Here is a 16,164-nt window from a genome sequence, read left to right as displayed (position 1 = left end):
CTCACGCCTGATTCTCCAGTGCGAGACACCCCGTATCCAGACACCGGGGACCGTTCCCGGTATCGAACAGCGGCAGCCCGCAGTCGCACTCGCCCGCGACCGTTCCCGTGGGAATCCCCCACCCGGTGTCGCAGTCGGGGTAGTTCTCACAGCCGGCGAGCAGGCCTCCTCGCCTGAGCACGCGCAGGTCACCGTCACAGTCCGGACAGTCCCACTCGCGGTCGAAGGCTTCCTTTACCCGCTCGTCCAGCGACTCGCAGTCGCGGTCGAGACAGACCTCGAACGCGCGCCCGCGCTCGACGCGCATCCGCGGGCGCCCGCACTCGCAGTTCCCCGCGTCCGTCAGCAGAGTCGCGTCGCGCGGCAGGCCGTAGACGTCCCGACAGCCGAGACAGGTCACCGTCCCCTCGTCCCGCACGAGTCGGCCGTCGCAGATCGGGCAGTCCCCGATCGGCGTGCCAGCGGCGGAGGTCGGATAACTCGAACTGCCGTACTCCTCGTGGACCTCGACGCGGAGGTGCTCGTCGCCGTCGGTCGCGGTGAGCACGCCGTCGACGACCCGAACCGTCTCGGCGCGGGTGAGCCACTCGACCGGGCGGTAGCCCTCGGCGTCGTGGACCAGGACGGTGTTGTCGGGTTTGCAGACGACGACGACGTCGCCCCGTTTCCGGGTCGCAGGGTCGGCGTCGGTCGTGGTCGTACACTGGCCGGCCAGCACGCGCGTTCCCTCGTGCATGGCCGGGGCTGGTCCCGGTTCGGTACATAAATCTCCGGGCGAAAGTCCGAGTGGGAGAGAGTGCGTGGAACGGGGTCGGGGTGGGAACGGATCGGCACGGGAGCGAGCCGATCCGGGGTGATGGGGTGGGGAACTGTGTCGGGTCGCGGGGACGGGCAGCGGGCGGCGCCGTGTGGGGACGGGGTCGAGTGGAGACGGGGCGGGGACGCAGGGCAGGGGAGCCCACTGTCCACGACGTCAGTCTCGGTTGTAATCCCGGCCCAGGACCGCGCCGGCGAGGTTCGCGCCCACGAGGGCGGCGAACAGCGGGAGGGACTCGCCGGCCAGTCCAGAGACCATCATGGGGAACAACACGAGCGGGAGCACGATCGCGCTCCAGAAGCCCACGGCCTGCAGCGGGGCCAGGAACCGTCGGCGGGGCTGATCGAAGCGGCCGATCCAGTCGGGGCGAGCGTCGTGGGTGGAGGGTTGCGTGGACATCGTGGGTCTCCCTGCACTCACCCCTTGGACGGATTGCTCCATATAGGTGGAAGATGGTTCCCGAGAATTCATCTCGTTTTTGCGAATTCAGCGCACCCCAACCACATTTTACCGGGCGTCGCGTCGTTTTACGATCGTCCTAGAATCGTTTAGAAGTTTCAAAAACCGATCTGGCCCCGTTTCCCGCTCACTCGACGTCGACCGTCCGCGAGTCGGTAACGGGCGGGAGCGGCAGGTCGGGAAAGTGGACCTCGACGGCGTAGGTCAGCGCGGCGGCGTCGCCGCCGAAGACCCCCACCGGGAGCGTCGCGGTCCCGAGGTAGGAGTCGGTCGTCGTCATCTCGTGGTCGTTCACCGTGACGCGGACGCCCGCGCGGGCGCCGTCCCCGTCGTTCGTCACGGTGACCTCGCACATCTCGTTGGCGCCGCTCGCGACGGCGTCGGGGAACGCACCCCAGTCGAAGCGGACGTCGGGCATCGAACGCGCGCTCTCGTGAACCTGTTCGGCGACGCCTTCTGCGAGGCCCGCATCGACCAGCCCGGAGACGCCCGCGGCTCGAACGTCGGCCGGGGTCCGGAGTCCCTCGGACGCAAGCCGGGAGGCCCGGCCGGAGCCGACGCCGTCGAGGGCGGTCAGCCCGACGGCGTCCTCGCTGACGCCGTGTTCGATCCGGGCCTCGGCGCGCGCGGCGAGGTTGGCCGCGGCCGCCGTCCCGAGGTGATCGAGGAACGATCGAAGGGCGGCCAGAAGGCGCAGCGCGTTCTGGCGGATCACCCACGCGTCGCTCCGGAGTTCGGTCGGCGTCGCGCCGTCCATGCTGGAGTCGAGGATGGCCAGCACCTTCCGCGGGCCGGGATCGAGGTCGCGGGCGCGGTCGCCGAGCACCGCCCGGACGGCGTCGCGTTCGTCCTTGCGGGCGCTCGCGCTGTCGAACTCGGCGGCCGTCGCGACCGCCCGGAGCACGTCGTCGGTGGTCAGCGTGGTCGCCGTCCCGTCCTCGCCGCCGTCGGCCCTGGCCGCCAGATCGGCGAACTCCTTGGCCGTGTCCAGCCGGAGGTAGAACTTCGAGGCCAGCCGTCCCAGTCTGGTGGGCGAGAGCCGCAACTCCTCGTCCATCTCGACGAAGCCCCGGTCGACCAGGCTCTCTAGCGTGTCGCTAACGCGGTCGCGCATCTGGCCGTCGGACTCGTACCGGTCCGGTGCCGAACGGGCCCGGACGGCGTAGAACGTCGTCTCGATCCACTCCATCACGTCCTCCAGGTCCCGCACTGTGCCGAGGACGATCTCGGCGTTGAGGTGGGCGTCGAGGTCGGCGGCGAGGCGGGACTCGATGTCCTTGCCGTCGCGGAGCAACTGGCGGTACTTGTCGGCGTCCGCGCCGTCGCAGACGACCCAGGCGTACCCCCGGTCGTCGTAGCCGGGCCGGCCCGCCCGCCCGAGCATCTGCAGGACGTCGAGCGGGCTCATGTCCACCTCCCCTTCGAGCGGGTCGTGGAGCTTCGTGTCCCGGATGACGACGCAGCGCGCGGGGAGGTTGACCCCCCACGCCAGCGTCGAGGTCGAGAACAGCAGTTCGAGGGTCCCCTCCTTGAACCACTCCTCGACGAGGTTCTTGTCGCCCTTCGAGAGGCCGGCGTGGTGGAAGCCCACCCCGTCGAGCACGGACTTGCGGAGCGTCTGGTTGTTCAGCTGTTCGGCGTCCTGGTGGAAGTCGTAGTCGCCGCGTGCGCCCATCGGCACGTCCCGCTCGGCGATCTCGTCGCGAGCCTTCTTGGCCGCCTGGACGGTGTCCTGCCGGGAGGAGACGAACACGAGCGCCTGCCCGTCCTCGCGGAGGTGCGGTTCGACCAGATCGAGTGCGCGATAGAGCCGGCGGTACTTGTCGGCGAAGGCGTTCTCGCCGTGGGTGTAGGTCTTGACGCCGGCCTCGAGGGGTACCGGGCGGTACTCCTCGCCGAAGGCGAAGGTGGTCGCGTCGGGGGCGTCGAGCCACTCGGCCACGTCGTCGACGTTCGGCATGGTCGCCGAGAGCGCGACGATTCGCGGGTCACAGAGCCGGCGGAGCCGGGAGACGGTGACTTCCAGCACCGAGCCTCTCCGATCGGAGTCGAGCAGGTGGACCTCGTCGATGATGCAGCAGTCCACGTCGGTGACGAACCCGTACCGGGGAGAGTCGTGTTTCCGCGTGGCCGAGTCGGCCTTCTCGGGGGTCATCACGAGGATGTCGGCCCGCTCGGCCCGGCGGGGGTTGAGGTCGCGCTCGCCGGTGACGACGTACACCGAGTAGCCCATGTCCTCGAAGCGTTCCCACTCGCTCTCCTTCTCGTTGGTCAGCGCCCGGAGCGGGGCCAGGAAGAGGGCGGTGCCGCCCGCCTCCAGCACCCGACAGATGGCGACCTCGGCGAGGGCGGTCTTGCCGCTGGCGGTCGGCGCGCTGACGACCACGTTGTCGTCGCCCTCGAGGATCGCCGGCACGGCGGCCGACTGCATCCGGTTGAACGACTCGAACGGGAAGGCGTCGGCGTACGCAGGGAGGATCTCGTCGACGGCCACCTGCGGCTCGTGATCTGCGCTGCCTGCCACTACCGGATCCGGGAGTGCCGGCAGTATAGGCGTTTCCGTCGCGGAGCGAAAGTGGTCTCGGGCCCCGAGAACCCAACGTCTTTTGCGCGACCGCGCCAACTACCCGGCAATGAGTCGCGCCCGCAAGCCCGACTGGCTCAAGACCCGCCCGCCGTCGGGCGAGCGATTCGCGGACATCAAGGGCATCCTGCGCGAGCACGACCTCAACACCGTCTGCGAGGAGGCCAACTGCCCCAACCTCGGAGAGTGCTGGAGCGGCAGAGACGGTCCCGGAACGGCGACGTTCATGCTCATGGGCGAGCGCTGCTCGCGGGGCTGTAACTTCTGCGACGTCGAGACCGGCGGGATGGACCCCCTCGACCCCGAGGAGCCCCAGCAGGTCGCCGACGCCGTGGCGGAGATCGGCCTCGACTACGTCGTCCTGACGAGCGTCGACCGCGACGACCTGCCCGACCAGGGCGCGGGCCACTTCGCCGAGACGATCCGGGCGATCAAGGAGCGCCACCCCGGCATTCTGGTCGAGTGTCTGATCCCCGACTTCCGGGGTGACCCCGAACTCGTCCAGAAAATCGTCGACGCCGAACCGGACGTGATCGCGCACAATATCGAGACGGTGGATCGGCTCCAGTGGCCGGTCCGGGATCGGAGAGCCGGCTACGAGCAGTCCCTCTCGGTGCTCCGACAGGTCGATCGGGAGTCGGAGCTCTACACCAAGACCAGCCTGATGCTCGGCGTCGGCGAGTACGACCACGAGATCTACCAGACGCTGCGAGACCTCAAAACGGTGGGCGTCGACGTGGTGACGCTGGGGCAGTACCTCCAGCCCTCGCGCTCGCATCTGGAGGTCTCCGAGTACGTCCACCCCGACGCCTTCGACACCTGGCGTCGCGTGGCCGAAGAGGAGTTAGGATTCCTCTACTGTGCCTCCGGCCCGATGGTCCGCTCCTCGTATCGGGCCGGCGAACTGTTCGTCGAGGCCGTGCAGGACGGTACGGACCCGGCAGTGGCTCGCGAACAGGCGCGGGCGGGCGAGTAGTCAGTTTTCGTCGTCTGGAACCAGCACAAGCGCCGGGCCGTCGGTCGTCTCGGGACGGCTATCTGCAAGGCGGACCGGGACGGTTCCCAGTTCTCGGACCTCTGCCAGCGAACGGCCCTCGACGTTATCGAGGAGAACCACGACACCGAACTGACGGTGCTCGCCGCCAGCGAGTCGCACGTCGTCGACGGGGTGAACCCAGCCGTCGGTCTCGGCGACTGGGGCGAAGGCCCGTCGCTCGACGGGGCGAGTTCCGTTCTCACCGTAGAGACAGGCGTCGTACGAAGGGAGGGTCGCGGTCCGCGTGAAACGGAACTCGTTATGGACTCTGAGGCTCCCGACCCGGACCATCGGGCGGTCCTCGGCTTCGTCAGTGCGCGCGTACGTCCTGTTCTCTGCGGTCGAGAGGTTCACCGTCTCGTCGGTGTCGAGCGACTCGGTCGGTCGTGGTCCCGACAGGTCGTAGGCCATCGCGCCGCCAGCGACCAGCGACAGCCCGACGGCCATCGACAGCGCGAGACGACCACCGACCGGTGCGCCGCCGCGCGACCAGCCACGGACGACGACGAGCGCGGGGAGCGCGACCACGGCCGCGAGGGCGAGGCCGAAGAATCCCAGAACGGGGTAGGTGAGCATCGGCACCAGGAGCAGGAAGACGGTCCCACCGGCGGTCGAGAGCGCCGTGTCGACGCCCCGCACCGGGACGGCAACGCCGGCGAGGACGAACGCGACGGCCGCGGCCGACAGCGCCACCCTCGGAAGCAGCGCTGAGAGCCAGTCGGGGACGGCGACGACCAGCCACCCCCCGATGACGGCACCGATGGCCGTCGCGCCAAGGGAGGGCAGGGTAACCCGGTCCAGGGCCGACCCATACCCGACGCTATCGACCTCGTCCGGATCCGGGCCGCCGTTCAGTGGCGCGGCGAACGCTCCCGGCCCGGAAGTACTCGCAACGACGACGAGAACCCCCACGAAGTACATGGCCCACTGTATCGGCACGACCAGTATCTCGAACATCCCGAATCGGATCAGTGGTGCCAGCGATCCGGGGAATACCCCGAGGCGGGCCGCGAGCAGCAGCGCCGTCGTGGCGACGGAATACTGGAAGAGTAACCGAAATGAATCGTCTCGCTCGACCAAGTGACTCGCTGACACGTCTCCGAGAGAAGTCATTCAGACTATAAACCTTCCGGGAGCGCGCGGTCGCCGCGACGACGGCCCTCTCCAGCAGGTCCGGTCCGACGACGCTCGACGGAAACGCTCCCGACGACAATTGTCACCTGCCCGATCCGGACGCCCACCTTCGCAGTCGTCGGCCGTCTCCGTGCTTCGGGTTCGTTTCGAATTGCTTGCAGTAAAATTATTATCCGCTGTCCCCATGCTATCCTAAGGGAAATCATGGTATCCGGGATCAGACGAGCGTTGCTCGTGGGGGGATTGATCGCGCTCCTCGCGGTGACGGGGACGCTCGCGGCCGCGACGACGGCAGCCGCACAGTCAGAGGACACCGAGGAATTCGACTTCGAACTCGACGGCAACGAGAGCGGAGGCGAATTCCAGTTCAGTGGAGACAGCAACGGCCCGGTCTTCGATTTCAGCGGGATCCGGGACTCGCCGGGCTTTAGCTTCGGCGATTCGGATGACGCGCCGGACTTCTCCGGCATCGGGAGCGGGAGCGGCGACGCCCCCGACTTCACCGGCATCGGCAACGGCGACGGGCCGGACTTCGGCGGCATCGGTGGCGACGGCGACGGACCGGATTTCGGTGGCATCGGATCGGGTGCCGGTGAGGGCCCCGACTTCTCCGGCATCGGTGACGGTGAAGCACCCGACTTCGGCGGTATCGGTGACGGCGGCGACGGTGACGACGGCGGCGACGGTGACGACGGGAACGACACCGACCCGGCCGGACCCGCGGACTTCCAGGTCTCGAACCTGCAGGCACCGGGCACGGCGACGGTCGGTGATACGATCACCGTCTCGGCGACCGTCGAGAACGTCGGCGAGTCCGAAGGCACGCAGACGGTCTCCTTCGGCGTCGACACGGACGGCGACGGCACACTCGAGGAGCTCGCGAGCCAGGACGAGAGCCTGGCCAGCGCTGGGAGCACCACGGTGACCTTCGACGTCGACACGAGTTCGCTATCGGCCGGTACCTACACGCACGGCGTCTCAACGGCCAACGACTCAGCGACCGCGCAGATCACGCTGGAGTCCCAGCAGCCCGATCAGCCGGCGAACTTCCAGGTCTCGAACATCGACACGAACTCGCCGGTGACGGAAGGCGAGACGCTGACTCTCGACGCGACGGTCCAGAACACCGGCGACCTGGAGGGCACGCAGACGGTCACGCTGTCGGTGCTCGACGAGAGCGACAGTTCCGACGTGACCCTGGCCGGCGGCGCGAGCCAGGAAGTCACGCTGTCGGTGCCCACCCAGACCGGTGACGCCGGCTCTTCCTCGGCGACGGTCCAGACGGAGAACGACTCCCTGAGCGCGAGCGTGCAGGTCAACAGCGCCGACTCGGCGCCGAACTTCCAGCTGTCGAACCTGCAGGCGCCCGAATCCGTCCAGGCCGGTGAGACGATCGAGGGGTCGATCGACATCGAGAACACCGGCGGCAGGGAGGGGACCCAGACCGGCGGGTTCGGGGTGGACGTCGACGGCGACGGCACCATCGAGACGCTGGAGGAGCGCACGGTCACGCTCGGTCCCGGCGAGCGAACGACGGAGAACCTGACGCTCCCGCTAGCGGAGTCGCTGCCCGGCGGGACGATCACGTTCGGCGTGTACACCGACAACGACACCGTCACCCAGGAGGTCTCGGTCGTGTCGGCGGACGGCTCGACGGACGACTCGCTGCCCGAGTACAAGTCGTTCACGGCCTACGTCGAGGAGGGGTACCTCGAAGTCGGCCACAACGACAGCCGCGGCGACGTCCCGGACTGTCCGAACGGGAACCCGGCGAACGAGTCACTGGGCTGTGCGCAGTTCACCGCGAACTTCGACCAGGTCTCCGGCGAGTACACGGTCACGCCCGAGAACTTCCGATTCCCGGAGATCCCCTTCAGTTCCCAGACGCTCGGCGACGTGCCGACGAATATCTCGGCGACGGAGACGGTCACCGGGTCGCTCGACACCGCGACCGGATCCAGTACGTTCGAGGCAGCCACCTTCGCGACCCTCGGGCTCGGCCAGGGCGAGGACTGCGGGATGCCCGTGGTCGTGAACGGCACGACCGGTGACAGCGGCAGCCTGGCCGGCACCAACGGGAGTACCAGGTCGGTCATCACGACCGGGACGACCAACGCGACGCTGGTCGACAACGAGTTCAGCGTTCCGAGTGCGCGGGGTTGTGGGGTCCTCGACTCCACCGTCGACGGCGACGTCGGACTGCCCGCCGGCGCCGGGGTGAACGAGATGGTGCTGGAGCTCCACATCGAGTTCGATAGCGAACCGGTGGAGTGACCCGAGGCCGACACTAGCCTGTAACGCGTTTTCGATTCTCCTCGGCTCGAACCAGCACCAGCGCCGCCCCGTCGGTGGTTTCCGGACAGCGACCGGCCCGGACGAGGGAATTCCACGCGCATTCAGTTCTTCCGGCATCTGAGCGCCGAATTTCGTATTTTGGGCGGATCGGTCTGCGGTCGCGTCCAGTCCACCGGGCAAGATTAGATGGTAACGAAAGCTATTTGCCAAAAACCTATTACCGAGGGACGCGACGTGTGTGGTATGTGTTGTCGGAGGGCGATATGAGCACCCTGCAGCGTGACCCGGGCGAACGGGTCGAGATCCTCGACGAGACGGGCCAGGTCAGGGAGGGCGCGACGGTTCCCGAGATCGACGACGACGTCCTCGTCGAGATGTACCGAGAGATCAGGTTAGCCCGCCACTTCGACCGGCGGGCGGTGTCGCTCCAGCGGCAGGGCCGCATGGGCACCTATCCGCCACTCTCCGGCCAGGAGGCCTCGCAGGTCGGGAGCGCCCACGCACTGGCCGACGAGGACTGGCTCTTTCCGAGCTACCGGGAGGCCGGCGCGGCGCTCGTGCGTGGGGTTCCGCTAAAACAGGTCCTCCTGTTCTGGATGGGCCACGAGGCCGGGAACGCGATCCCGGAGGACGTGGCGATGTTCACGATGGCGGTCCCCATCGCGACCCAGATCCCCCACGCGACGGGGGCGGCCTGGGCCTCGAAACTCAAGGGCGAGCACAAAGCTTTCCTCTGTTACTTCGGGGACGGCGCGACCAGCGAGGGCGACTTCCACGAGGGGCTCAACTTCGCCGGCGTGTTCGACACGCCCACGGTCTTCTTCTGCAACAACAACCAGTGGGCCATCTCGGTGCCCCGGGAGCGCCAGACCGCGAGCGCGACGCTAGCCCAGAAGGCCCACGCCTACGGCTTCGAGGGCGTCCAGGTGGACGGCATGGACCCCCTCGCCGTCTACCAGGTGACCCGTGAAGCCGTCGAGAAGGCCAGAGACCCGCCGGAGGAGGAGTTGCGGCCGACAATGATCGAGGCGGTCCAGTACCGCTTCGGCGCGCACACGACGGCCGACGACCCCTCGGTGTACCGCGACGACGCGGAGGTCGAGGAGTGGAAGCGCAAGGACCCGATCCCGCGACTGGAGAACTTCCTCGTCGAGCGAGGGTTGCTCGACGACGAGCGGATCGACGCCATCGAGCGCGAGAACGAGGACCGCGTGGCCGAGGCCATCGAGGCCGCCGAATCCGTCACGCGACCGGAACCGACGGAGTTGTTCGCACACGTCTACGCGGACATGCCCAAACGCTTACAGCAGCAGCTGGAGTACTTCGAGCGCATCAGAGAGACCCACGGCGACGACGCCCTCCTCGAATAACATGAGCCAGGCAACCGACACCGAGACCGAGGCACAGGAGTTGACGCTCGTACAGGCCGTCCGCGACGGGCTGTACGGCGAGATGCAACGCGACGAGGACGTGCTCGTGATGGGCGAGGACGTCGGCGAGAACGGCGGCGTCTTCCGGGCCACACAGGGCCTCATCGACGAGTTCGGCGGTGACCGGGTGATCGACACGCCCCTGGCGGAGTCGGGCATCGTCGGCACTGCCGTCGGCATGGCCGCCTACGGCCTCCGCCCCGTGCCCGAGATCCAGTTCATGGGGTTCATCTACCCCGCCTTCGACCAGATCGTCTCCCACGCCGCCCGGATGCGCACCCGCAGCCGCGGCCGCTTCACCTGCCCGCTCGTGATCCGGGCGCCCTACGGCGGCGGCATCCGCGCACCCGAACACCACTCCGAGTCCAAGGAGGCCTTCTTCGTCCACGAACCCGGCCTCAAGGTGGTGATCCCCTCGACCCCCTACGACACCAAGGGGCTGCTGGCCTCGGCTATCCGCGACCCCGACCCCGTGATCTTCCTCGAACCGAAGCTCATCTACCGCGCGTTCCGCGAGGAGGTGCCCGACGAGCCTTACACCGTCCCACTCGGCGAGGCCGCCGTCCGCCGCGAGGGCGAAGACGTCTCCGTGTTCACCTGGGGCGCGATGACCCGCCCGACGATGGAGGCCGCCGAGAACCTCGCCGAGGAGGGTATCGACTGCGAGGTGGTCGACCTCCGGACGCTCTCGCCGATGGACGAGGAGGCCATCCTCGAGTCCTTCCGGAAGACCGGCCGCGCCGTCGTCGTCCACGAGGCCCCGAAGACGGGGGGCCTCGCCGGCGAGATCATCGCCACCATCCAGGAGGACGTCCTCCTCTACCAGGAGGCCCCGATCAACCGCGTGACGGGCTTCGACACGCCCTACCCGCTCTACGCGCTGGAGGACTACTACCTGCCCGAGGCCGCCCGCATCGAGGACGGCATCCGGGAGACTGCGGAGTTCTGACATGCCCGTCGAGTTCAAACTCCCAGACGTGGGCGAGGGCGTCGCCGAGGGCGAGATCGTCCAGTGGCTGGTCGAACCGGGCGACCCCGTCTCCGAGGACCAGCCCGTCGCGGAGGTCGAGACCGACAAGGCCGTCGTCGAGGTCCCCTCCCCGGTGAACGGGACGGTCAAAGAGCTGCGAGCCGAGGCCGGCGAGGTCGTCCCCGTCGGAGAGGTAATCATCGTCTTCGAGGTTCCCGACGAGCGAAGCGAGTCGGGAGCAAGTCGGACGGAGTCCGACTCTGTGGAAGGCGAGGACTCGGAGGCGGCGACGGACGCCACGGCCGACGCCACAGCCTCGGAGGCCGCCGAAACGGGCGCCGAAGCAGGCCCCAGCGCGAACGGAGCGACGGGCGGCCGGGTGTTCGCCGCACCCAGCGCTCGCCGCCTGGCCCGCGAACTCGGCGTGGATCTCGCCGCCGTCGACGGGTCCGGACCGGGTGGCCGGGTCACCACGATGGACGTTCACGCCGCGGCCGAACCCGACGAGCAGGCCAGCGAGGCCGAGACGGAACCGGCCGCGGCCGAGGCGAACGAGGGCGAACCCGCCGCGGAGCCGAGCGAGATCGACGACGACGACGACCGCGAAGCCGCCATCGCCGAGGCCGAGGAACCCCTGGGCGGCGCGCAGCCGACCGTGGCCGAGGGGACGCAACCGACCACGGAAGGCGCGGCCTCGCCGGAATCACCTGCGCGCGACCGGACGCTGGCGACCCCGGCGACCCGGGGCGTCGCGAAGGAACTCGACGTGGACATCGACGCCGTGCCCGCGACCGAGGAGCGAGAGGGCGAGGCCCTGGTGACCACCGAGGCGGTCCGGGAGTACGCCGAGCGCCAGCGGGCCGCACAGCAAGCCGACGCGACGGCCGTCGCGGGCGGCGGCGAGAACGGCAGCGACGCCGCCTCGCCCACCGCCGTCCAGGCCGACGAACGCATCCCCTACCGCGGCGTCCGCCGGACCATCGGCCAGCAGATGGAGCGCTCGAAGTTCACCGCGCCCCACGTCACCCACCACGACCGGGTGGACGTGACCCGGCTGGTCGAGGCCCGCGAGGACCTCGCCGACCGCGCCGCCGAGCGGGGGATCAAGCTCACCTACCTCCCCTTCGTCGTGAAGGCCGTCGTCGCCGCCCTCCGGGAGTACCCCATCCTGAACTCACAGCTCGACGAGGAAAACGAGGAGATCGTCACCCGCGGCGAGTACAACGTCGGCGTCGCCACCGCCACCGACGCGGGGCTGATGGTGCCAGTCGTGAAGGGCGCCGGCGAGAAGTCCCTCCTCGACATCGCCGGCGAGGCGAACGAACTCGTCGGGAAAGCCCGTGACCGCTCGATCAGCAGGGAGGAGATGCAGGGCGGGACCTTCACGATCACGAACTTCGGGGCCATCGGCGGGGAGTACGCCACGCCGATCATCAACTACCCGGAGACCGCAATTCTCGGCCTCGGAGCCGTGCAGAAGCGGCCGTGGGTGGTAACTGGAGAGGATGGGACCGACGAGGTCGTCCCGCGCCACGTCATGACGCTCTCGCTGTCGATCGACCACCGGGTCATCGACGGCGCGGAGGCTGCCCGGTTCACGAACACCCTCAAGGAGTACCTGCGCGACCCGACGCTACTCTTGCTAGAGTAGCGCCGCGCTACTCGTCGATCTCCACGTCCGCGCCCGGCGCGTTGCGCTGGACGCTCTCCAGGCCGTTTATCGCCCCGCGCTTGCGGGCGTAGCCCTCGCCGCTGTCGGCGACGATGTTGCCGTTGCGGTGGCGGAGCCGCCAGCGCCACTCGTCGGCCTTGTCCCGGTACACCTCGAAATCGGCCTGCGAGTCGATCCCTGCGACCGCGCCCGGCGCGTTCGTCGGGCCCGCGGGCGTGTCGGCGGCGTCCGTCGTGGGCGGGCCGTCGGTCCCTGCCGTCTGGGCCACGTCGGCCTCGCGCTCGTCGGCCGGGTCCCACGTCAGTTCCACTTCCAGTTCGCGTTCGTCCTCGCCCGTCTCGGTCGTCACCCGGTCGACCTCGAACTCGACGGTCATCTCGGTCGGAACGCCGAGGTCGACGTCTTCGCCCGCCAGGGCGTCGAAGCCGATCCCGGATTCGAGGTCGTCGGCGAGCGAGCGGAGCAGGGCCGCGGTCTCCGCGGCATCGCGGCGGTCGGTCCGCGAGAACAGTTGGTCTTCCACAGGCGAAATTTCGGGCCGGCGGCGGATAAACCCAACCCGCAACCTCAAACCCCAGGGGTGCGTTGCCGGGGGTATGGTTGTCGGCGACATCGCGACTGGCACCGACGTACTGGTAATCGGCGCGGGCCCAGGAGGCTACGTGGCGGCGATCCGCGCCGCCCAGCTCGACCTGGACGTCACCCTCGTCGAGAAAGACGCCTACGGGGGCACCTGTCTCAATCACGGCTGTATTCCCTCGAAGGCACTCATCTCCGCGACGGACGTGGCCAACGACGCCCGCGAGGCCGAGCACATGGGCGTCCACGCCGACCCGGCGATCGACATGGCCGGGATGAGCGCGTGGAAGGACGAGGTGGTCGATCAGCTCACGACCGGCGTCGAGCGCCTCTGCAAGGGCAACGGCGTCAACATGATCGAGGGCACTGCGGAGTTCGCCGACGAGAACACGGCGCGGATCGCCCACGGCGGCGAAGGCCAGGGCTCCGAGTCCGTCGAGTTCGAACACGCCGTCGTGGCGACGGGGAGCCGACCCGTCGAACTTCCGTCGCTGCCCTTCGACGGCGAGCGGATCCTCTCCTCGCGCGGGGCGCTCGCGCTCCAATCTGTGCCGGACAGCCTGCTCGTGGTCGGCGCCGGCTACATCGGCATGGAACTGGCGACGGTCTACGCGAAGGCCGGCAGTGACGTGACGGTGGTCGAGGCGCTCGATCAGGCCCTCCCCGGCTACGAGGCGGACGTGACCCGCGTCGTCACGCAACGCGCCCAGGAACTCGGCATCGACTTCCACTTCGGCGAGGCCGCCGCGGACTGGACCGAACGCGACGAGGGGCTGACCGTCGTCACCGAGGGCGAGGACGGCTCGGTCTCGGAGTACGACGCGACGAAGGCGCTGGTCGCCGTGGGTCGAGAACCGGTGACCGACACCGTCGGCCTGGACGCGGCGGGCGTCGAGACCGACGACGACGGGTTCGTGCCCACCGACGACCGGGCGCGGACGAACGTCGAGCACGTCTTCGCCGTCGGCGACGTGGCCGGCGAGCCGATGCTCGCCCACGAAGGCATGAAAGCCGGCGAGGTCGCAGCGGAGGTCATCGCCGGCGAACCGGCGGCGCTCGACCAGCAGGCGATCCCCGCGGCGGTGTTCACCGACCCGGAGATCGGGACGGTCGGGATGACCGAACGCGAGGCCGAGGAGGCGGGCTTCGACCCCGTCGTCGGGGAACTGCCCCTGCGAGCGTCCGGGCGCGCGCTCACACACGACGATGCGGAGGGGTTCGTCCGGATCGTCGCGGACGGCACGGAGGGGTTCGTCCTCGGCGCCCAGATCGTCAGTCCGGAGGCCTCGGAGTTGATCGCGGAGGTCAGCCTGGCCGTCGAGATGGGCGCGACGCTCGAGGATCTGGCCGCGACGGTCCACACCCACCCCACCCTGTCGGAGGCCGTGATGGAGGCGGCCGCGAACGCGATGGGGCAGGCGATCCACACGCTCAACCGCTGAGTGAGGGCAGGCCGTCGGGCGAATCAGAAGAACTATACTCGCGATTTCGAAACTGGCGGGCGACGGAGCCGGCCAGGAATGGGCGACGAGAACGACGGCGTCGACGACGAGTTCGCAGCGACCATCTGTTCGGGGTCCACCTACGAGCGGGTGCGCCTCCGCCGACGGACGTACGTCTCCCAGTCGACGATCACCAAACTCGGCTGGCAGAGCCTGTTGCTCGGCGGGCTGGCGCTGCTCCTCCCGATCTACCTGTCCTTTCCCGCGACGGCGACCCCGTTCATCGGGTCGCCGGATCCCGCTGTCGCCTCCCCGAAGGTGCTCGTGCTTGGCCTGGCCGGCGCCACGGTCGTGTCGATCACGGCCGTCACGCTCGTCGGGGCGACGCTCTATCGCGTCCGCAACTACCCGCTGGACCCGGCGCAGGCCCGCACCGTGGTCGACGTGGAGGAAGTCGCCTCCGCCCTGGCGTTCGGGACCGGCGGTCTGACCATCGGGCTCACGCTCGGCTACTTCCTGCTGGGCCTGAGCGGCGGCCCGGCGATCGAGCGCTACGTCAGCGCGATGGACGGCGGGAACCCATTCGCGGCCTCGGGGCTCGGCCTCTCGGTCGCCGAGTTCGCCGTCGGCGCGCTCCTCGCCGCCGTCTGCCTGCTTGCGATCCGTCGGTACCTCGCCGGTCGCGTGGCCGAACTGGTCGACGAGTGACCGACCGGCGACGACACCGCGGTACTTTTCACCGCCAGGGGCGAACAGCGCGCCGATGAAGGCACTCACGCTCGGTCCGGCGGGGACCTACTCACACCGGGCCGCCACGTCCGTCGCCGACGAGGTGGCCTTCACCGAGTCGGTGACCGCCATCGTCGAGGCCGTCGCCGGCGGGGAGTACGACCGCGGCGTCGTCCCCGTCGAGAACAGCATCGAGGGCAGCGTCACCGAGTCGCTGGACGCCTTCGCCGAGTACGACGTGGCGGTCGTCAAGGAACTCATCACCCCCATCCGTCACGCCCTGCTCGCCCAGGGGGAGAGTTTCGACCTGGTGGCCAGCCACGCCCAGGCGCTGGCCCAGTGCCGCAACTACCTCGACGCGGAGTATCCCGACGCCGCGGTCGAGGCCGTCGCCTCCACCGCTCGCGGGGTCGAACGCGCCCGCGACGACCCGAGCGTGGCCGCCATCGGCCACCCCGAGAACGCGACCAACGGCACGGAGCTACAGGTGCTCGCCGAGGACATCCAGGACCAGTCCTCCAACGCGACGCGGTTTCTGGTGGTCGCCCCCGCGGCCGAGCGGACCGAGGGCGGCGGGAAGACCTCGCTGATCGTCTACCCCAACGTGGACTACCCCGGCCTCCTGCTCGAACTGCTCGAACCCTTCGCCGACCGGGACATCAACATGACGCGCGTCGAGTCCCGACCGAGCGGCGAGCGACTGGGCGACTACGTCTTCCACATCGACATCGCCGCCGGCCTCTACGAGGACCGGACGCAGGACGCGCTGACGGAGATCGAGGCGATCGCCGAAGACGGGTGGGTGCGGCGGCTCGGGTCGTACGATACCGAGCACGTGGTGGAATAGCGAGGACGAGCGAAGCGAGTCCTCGGAAATACGAACGGCGACCGGAGGGAGCCGTGAGTAGCGAGGCCGACCGAAGGGAGGCCTCGGTAAAAGCGAGCGAAGCGAGACCGACGGTCTCGCAGGCAACCGGGCGGCGTAGCCGCCCGGTGACGGGGAACGAAGTGACCCGC

The 16,164-nt window shown here is 69.1% G+C and carries 13 protein-coding genes; 8 read left to right on the top strand and 5 right to left on the bottom strand.

The genetic code is table 11. The features are described from left to right. Position 1: 1 nt before the first annotated feature. The 3 genes from U5918_RS11990 to U5918_RS11980 form a co-directional block, all read right to left on the bottom strand. Positions 2 to 736, bottom strand: coding sequence for a DUF91 domain-containing protein (locus U5918_RS11990; RefSeq protein WP_336001595.1), 735 nt, complete (start codon positions 734 to 736; stop codon positions 2 to 4). Between the two features lie 237 nt (positions 737 to 973). Beyond that, positions 974 to 1,216: a DUF8028 family protein gene (locus U5918_RS11985; protein WP_336001594.1), complete on the bottom strand. Its 243-nt coding sequence runs from the start codon at positions 1,214 to 1,216 to the stop codon at positions 974 to 976. A 187-nt stretch (positions 1,217 to 1,403) separates the two neighbouring features. Further along, positions 1,404 to 3,770 (bottom strand): DEAD/DEAH box helicase, encoded by a 2,367-nt coding sequence (locus U5918_RS11980; RefSeq protein ID WP_336003328.1) that lies wholly within the window; start codon positions 3,768 to 3,770, stop codon positions 1,404 to 1,406. A gap of 112 nt (positions 3,771 to 3,882) precedes the next feature. On the opposite strand from U5918_RS11980, the gene lipA reads away from it, so the two are divergent. Continuing rightward, positions 3,883 to 4,836: a lipoyl synthase gene (gene lipA, locus U5918_RS11975; RefSeq protein ID WP_336001593.1), complete on the top strand. Its 954-nt coding sequence runs from the start codon at positions 3,883 to 3,885 to the stop codon at positions 4,834 to 4,836. On the opposite strand, the gene U5918_RS11970 is transcribed toward lipA, so the two are convergent. Then, the gene (locus U5918_RS11970; RefSeq protein WP_336001592.1) at positions 4,837 to 5,991 is read right to left on the bottom strand and encodes a hypothetical protein; all 1,155 of its coding nucleotides are present in this window, start codon (positions 5,989 to 5,991) and stop codon (positions 4,837 to 4,839) included. Positions 5,992 to 6,234: 243 nt separating this feature from the next. On the opposite strand from U5918_RS11970, the gene U5918_RS11965 reads away from it, so the two are divergent. The 4 genes from U5918_RS11965 (at position 6,235) to U5918_RS11950 (ending at position 12,376) form a co-directional block, all read left to right on the top strand. Next, positions 6,235 to 8,304, top strand: coding sequence for a CARDB domain-containing protein (locus U5918_RS11965; RefSeq protein WP_336001591.1), 2,070 nt, complete (start codon positions 6,235 to 6,237; stop codon positions 8,302 to 8,304). A gap of 284 nt (positions 8,305 to 8,588) precedes the next feature. Beyond that, on the top strand, positions 8,589 to 9,695 hold the full coding sequence (pdhA, locus tag U5918_RS11960; RefSeq protein WP_336001590.1) for a pyruvate dehydrogenase (acetyl-transferring) E1 component subunit alpha: 1,107 nt from the start codon (positions 8,589 to 8,591) through the stop codon (positions 9,693 to 9,695). Between the two features lies 1 nt (position 9,696). Then, the gene (locus U5918_RS11955) at positions 9,697 to 10,704 is read left to right on the top strand and encodes an alpha-ketoacid dehydrogenase subunit beta (protein ID WP_336001589.1); all 1,008 of its coding nucleotides are present in this window, start codon (positions 9,697 to 9,699) and stop codon (positions 10,702 to 10,704) included. Position 10,705: 1 nt separating this feature from the next. After that, positions 10,706 to 12,376: a dihydrolipoamide acetyltransferase family protein gene (locus U5918_RS11950; protein WP_336001588.1), complete on the top strand. Its 1,671-nt coding sequence runs from the start codon at positions 10,706 to 10,708 to the stop codon at positions 12,374 to 12,376. A 7-nt stretch (positions 12,377 to 12,383) separates the two neighbouring features. On the opposite strand, the gene U5918_RS11945 is transcribed toward U5918_RS11950, so the two are convergent. Beyond that, positions 12,384 to 12,920, bottom strand: a complete 537-nt coding sequence (locus U5918_RS11945; RefSeq protein ID WP_336001587.1) for an HVO_2922 family protein — start codon at positions 12,918 to 12,920, stop codon at positions 12,384 to 12,386. Positions 12,921 to 12,993: 73 nt separating this feature from the next. On the opposite strand from U5918_RS11945, the gene lpdA reads away from it, so the two are divergent. The 3 genes from lpdA (at position 12,994) to pheA (ending at position 15,994) form a co-directional block, all read left to right on the top strand. Further along, positions 12,994 to 14,418 (top strand): dihydrolipoyl dehydrogenase, encoded by a 1,425-nt coding sequence (gene lpdA / locus U5918_RS11940; protein ID WP_336001586.1) that lies wholly within the window; start codon positions 12,994 to 12,996, stop codon positions 14,416 to 14,418. Positions 14,419 to 14,496: 78 nt separating this feature from the next. Beyond that, on the top strand, positions 14,497 to 15,126 hold the full coding sequence (locus U5918_RS11935; RefSeq protein ID WP_336001585.1) for a hypothetical protein: 630 nt from the start codon (positions 14,497 to 14,499) through the stop codon (positions 15,124 to 15,126). Positions 15,127 to 15,181: 55 nt separating this feature from the next. Further along, positions 15,182 to 15,994, top strand: coding sequence for a prephenate dehydratase (pheA, locus tag U5918_RS11930; protein ID WP_336001584.1), 813 nt, complete (start codon positions 15,182 to 15,184; stop codon positions 15,992 to 15,994). The last annotated feature ends 170 nt before the right edge of the window (positions 15,995 to 16,164 follow it).

The organism is Halorientalis sp. LT38 (assembly GCF_037031225.1).
GTDB lineage: Archaea > Halobacteriota > Halobacteria > Halobacteriales > Haloarculaceae > Halorientalis > Halorientalis halophila.
The sequence above is the reverse complement of the archived record's forward strand: the minus strand, read 5'-3'. Positions and strand labels throughout refer to the sequence as shown.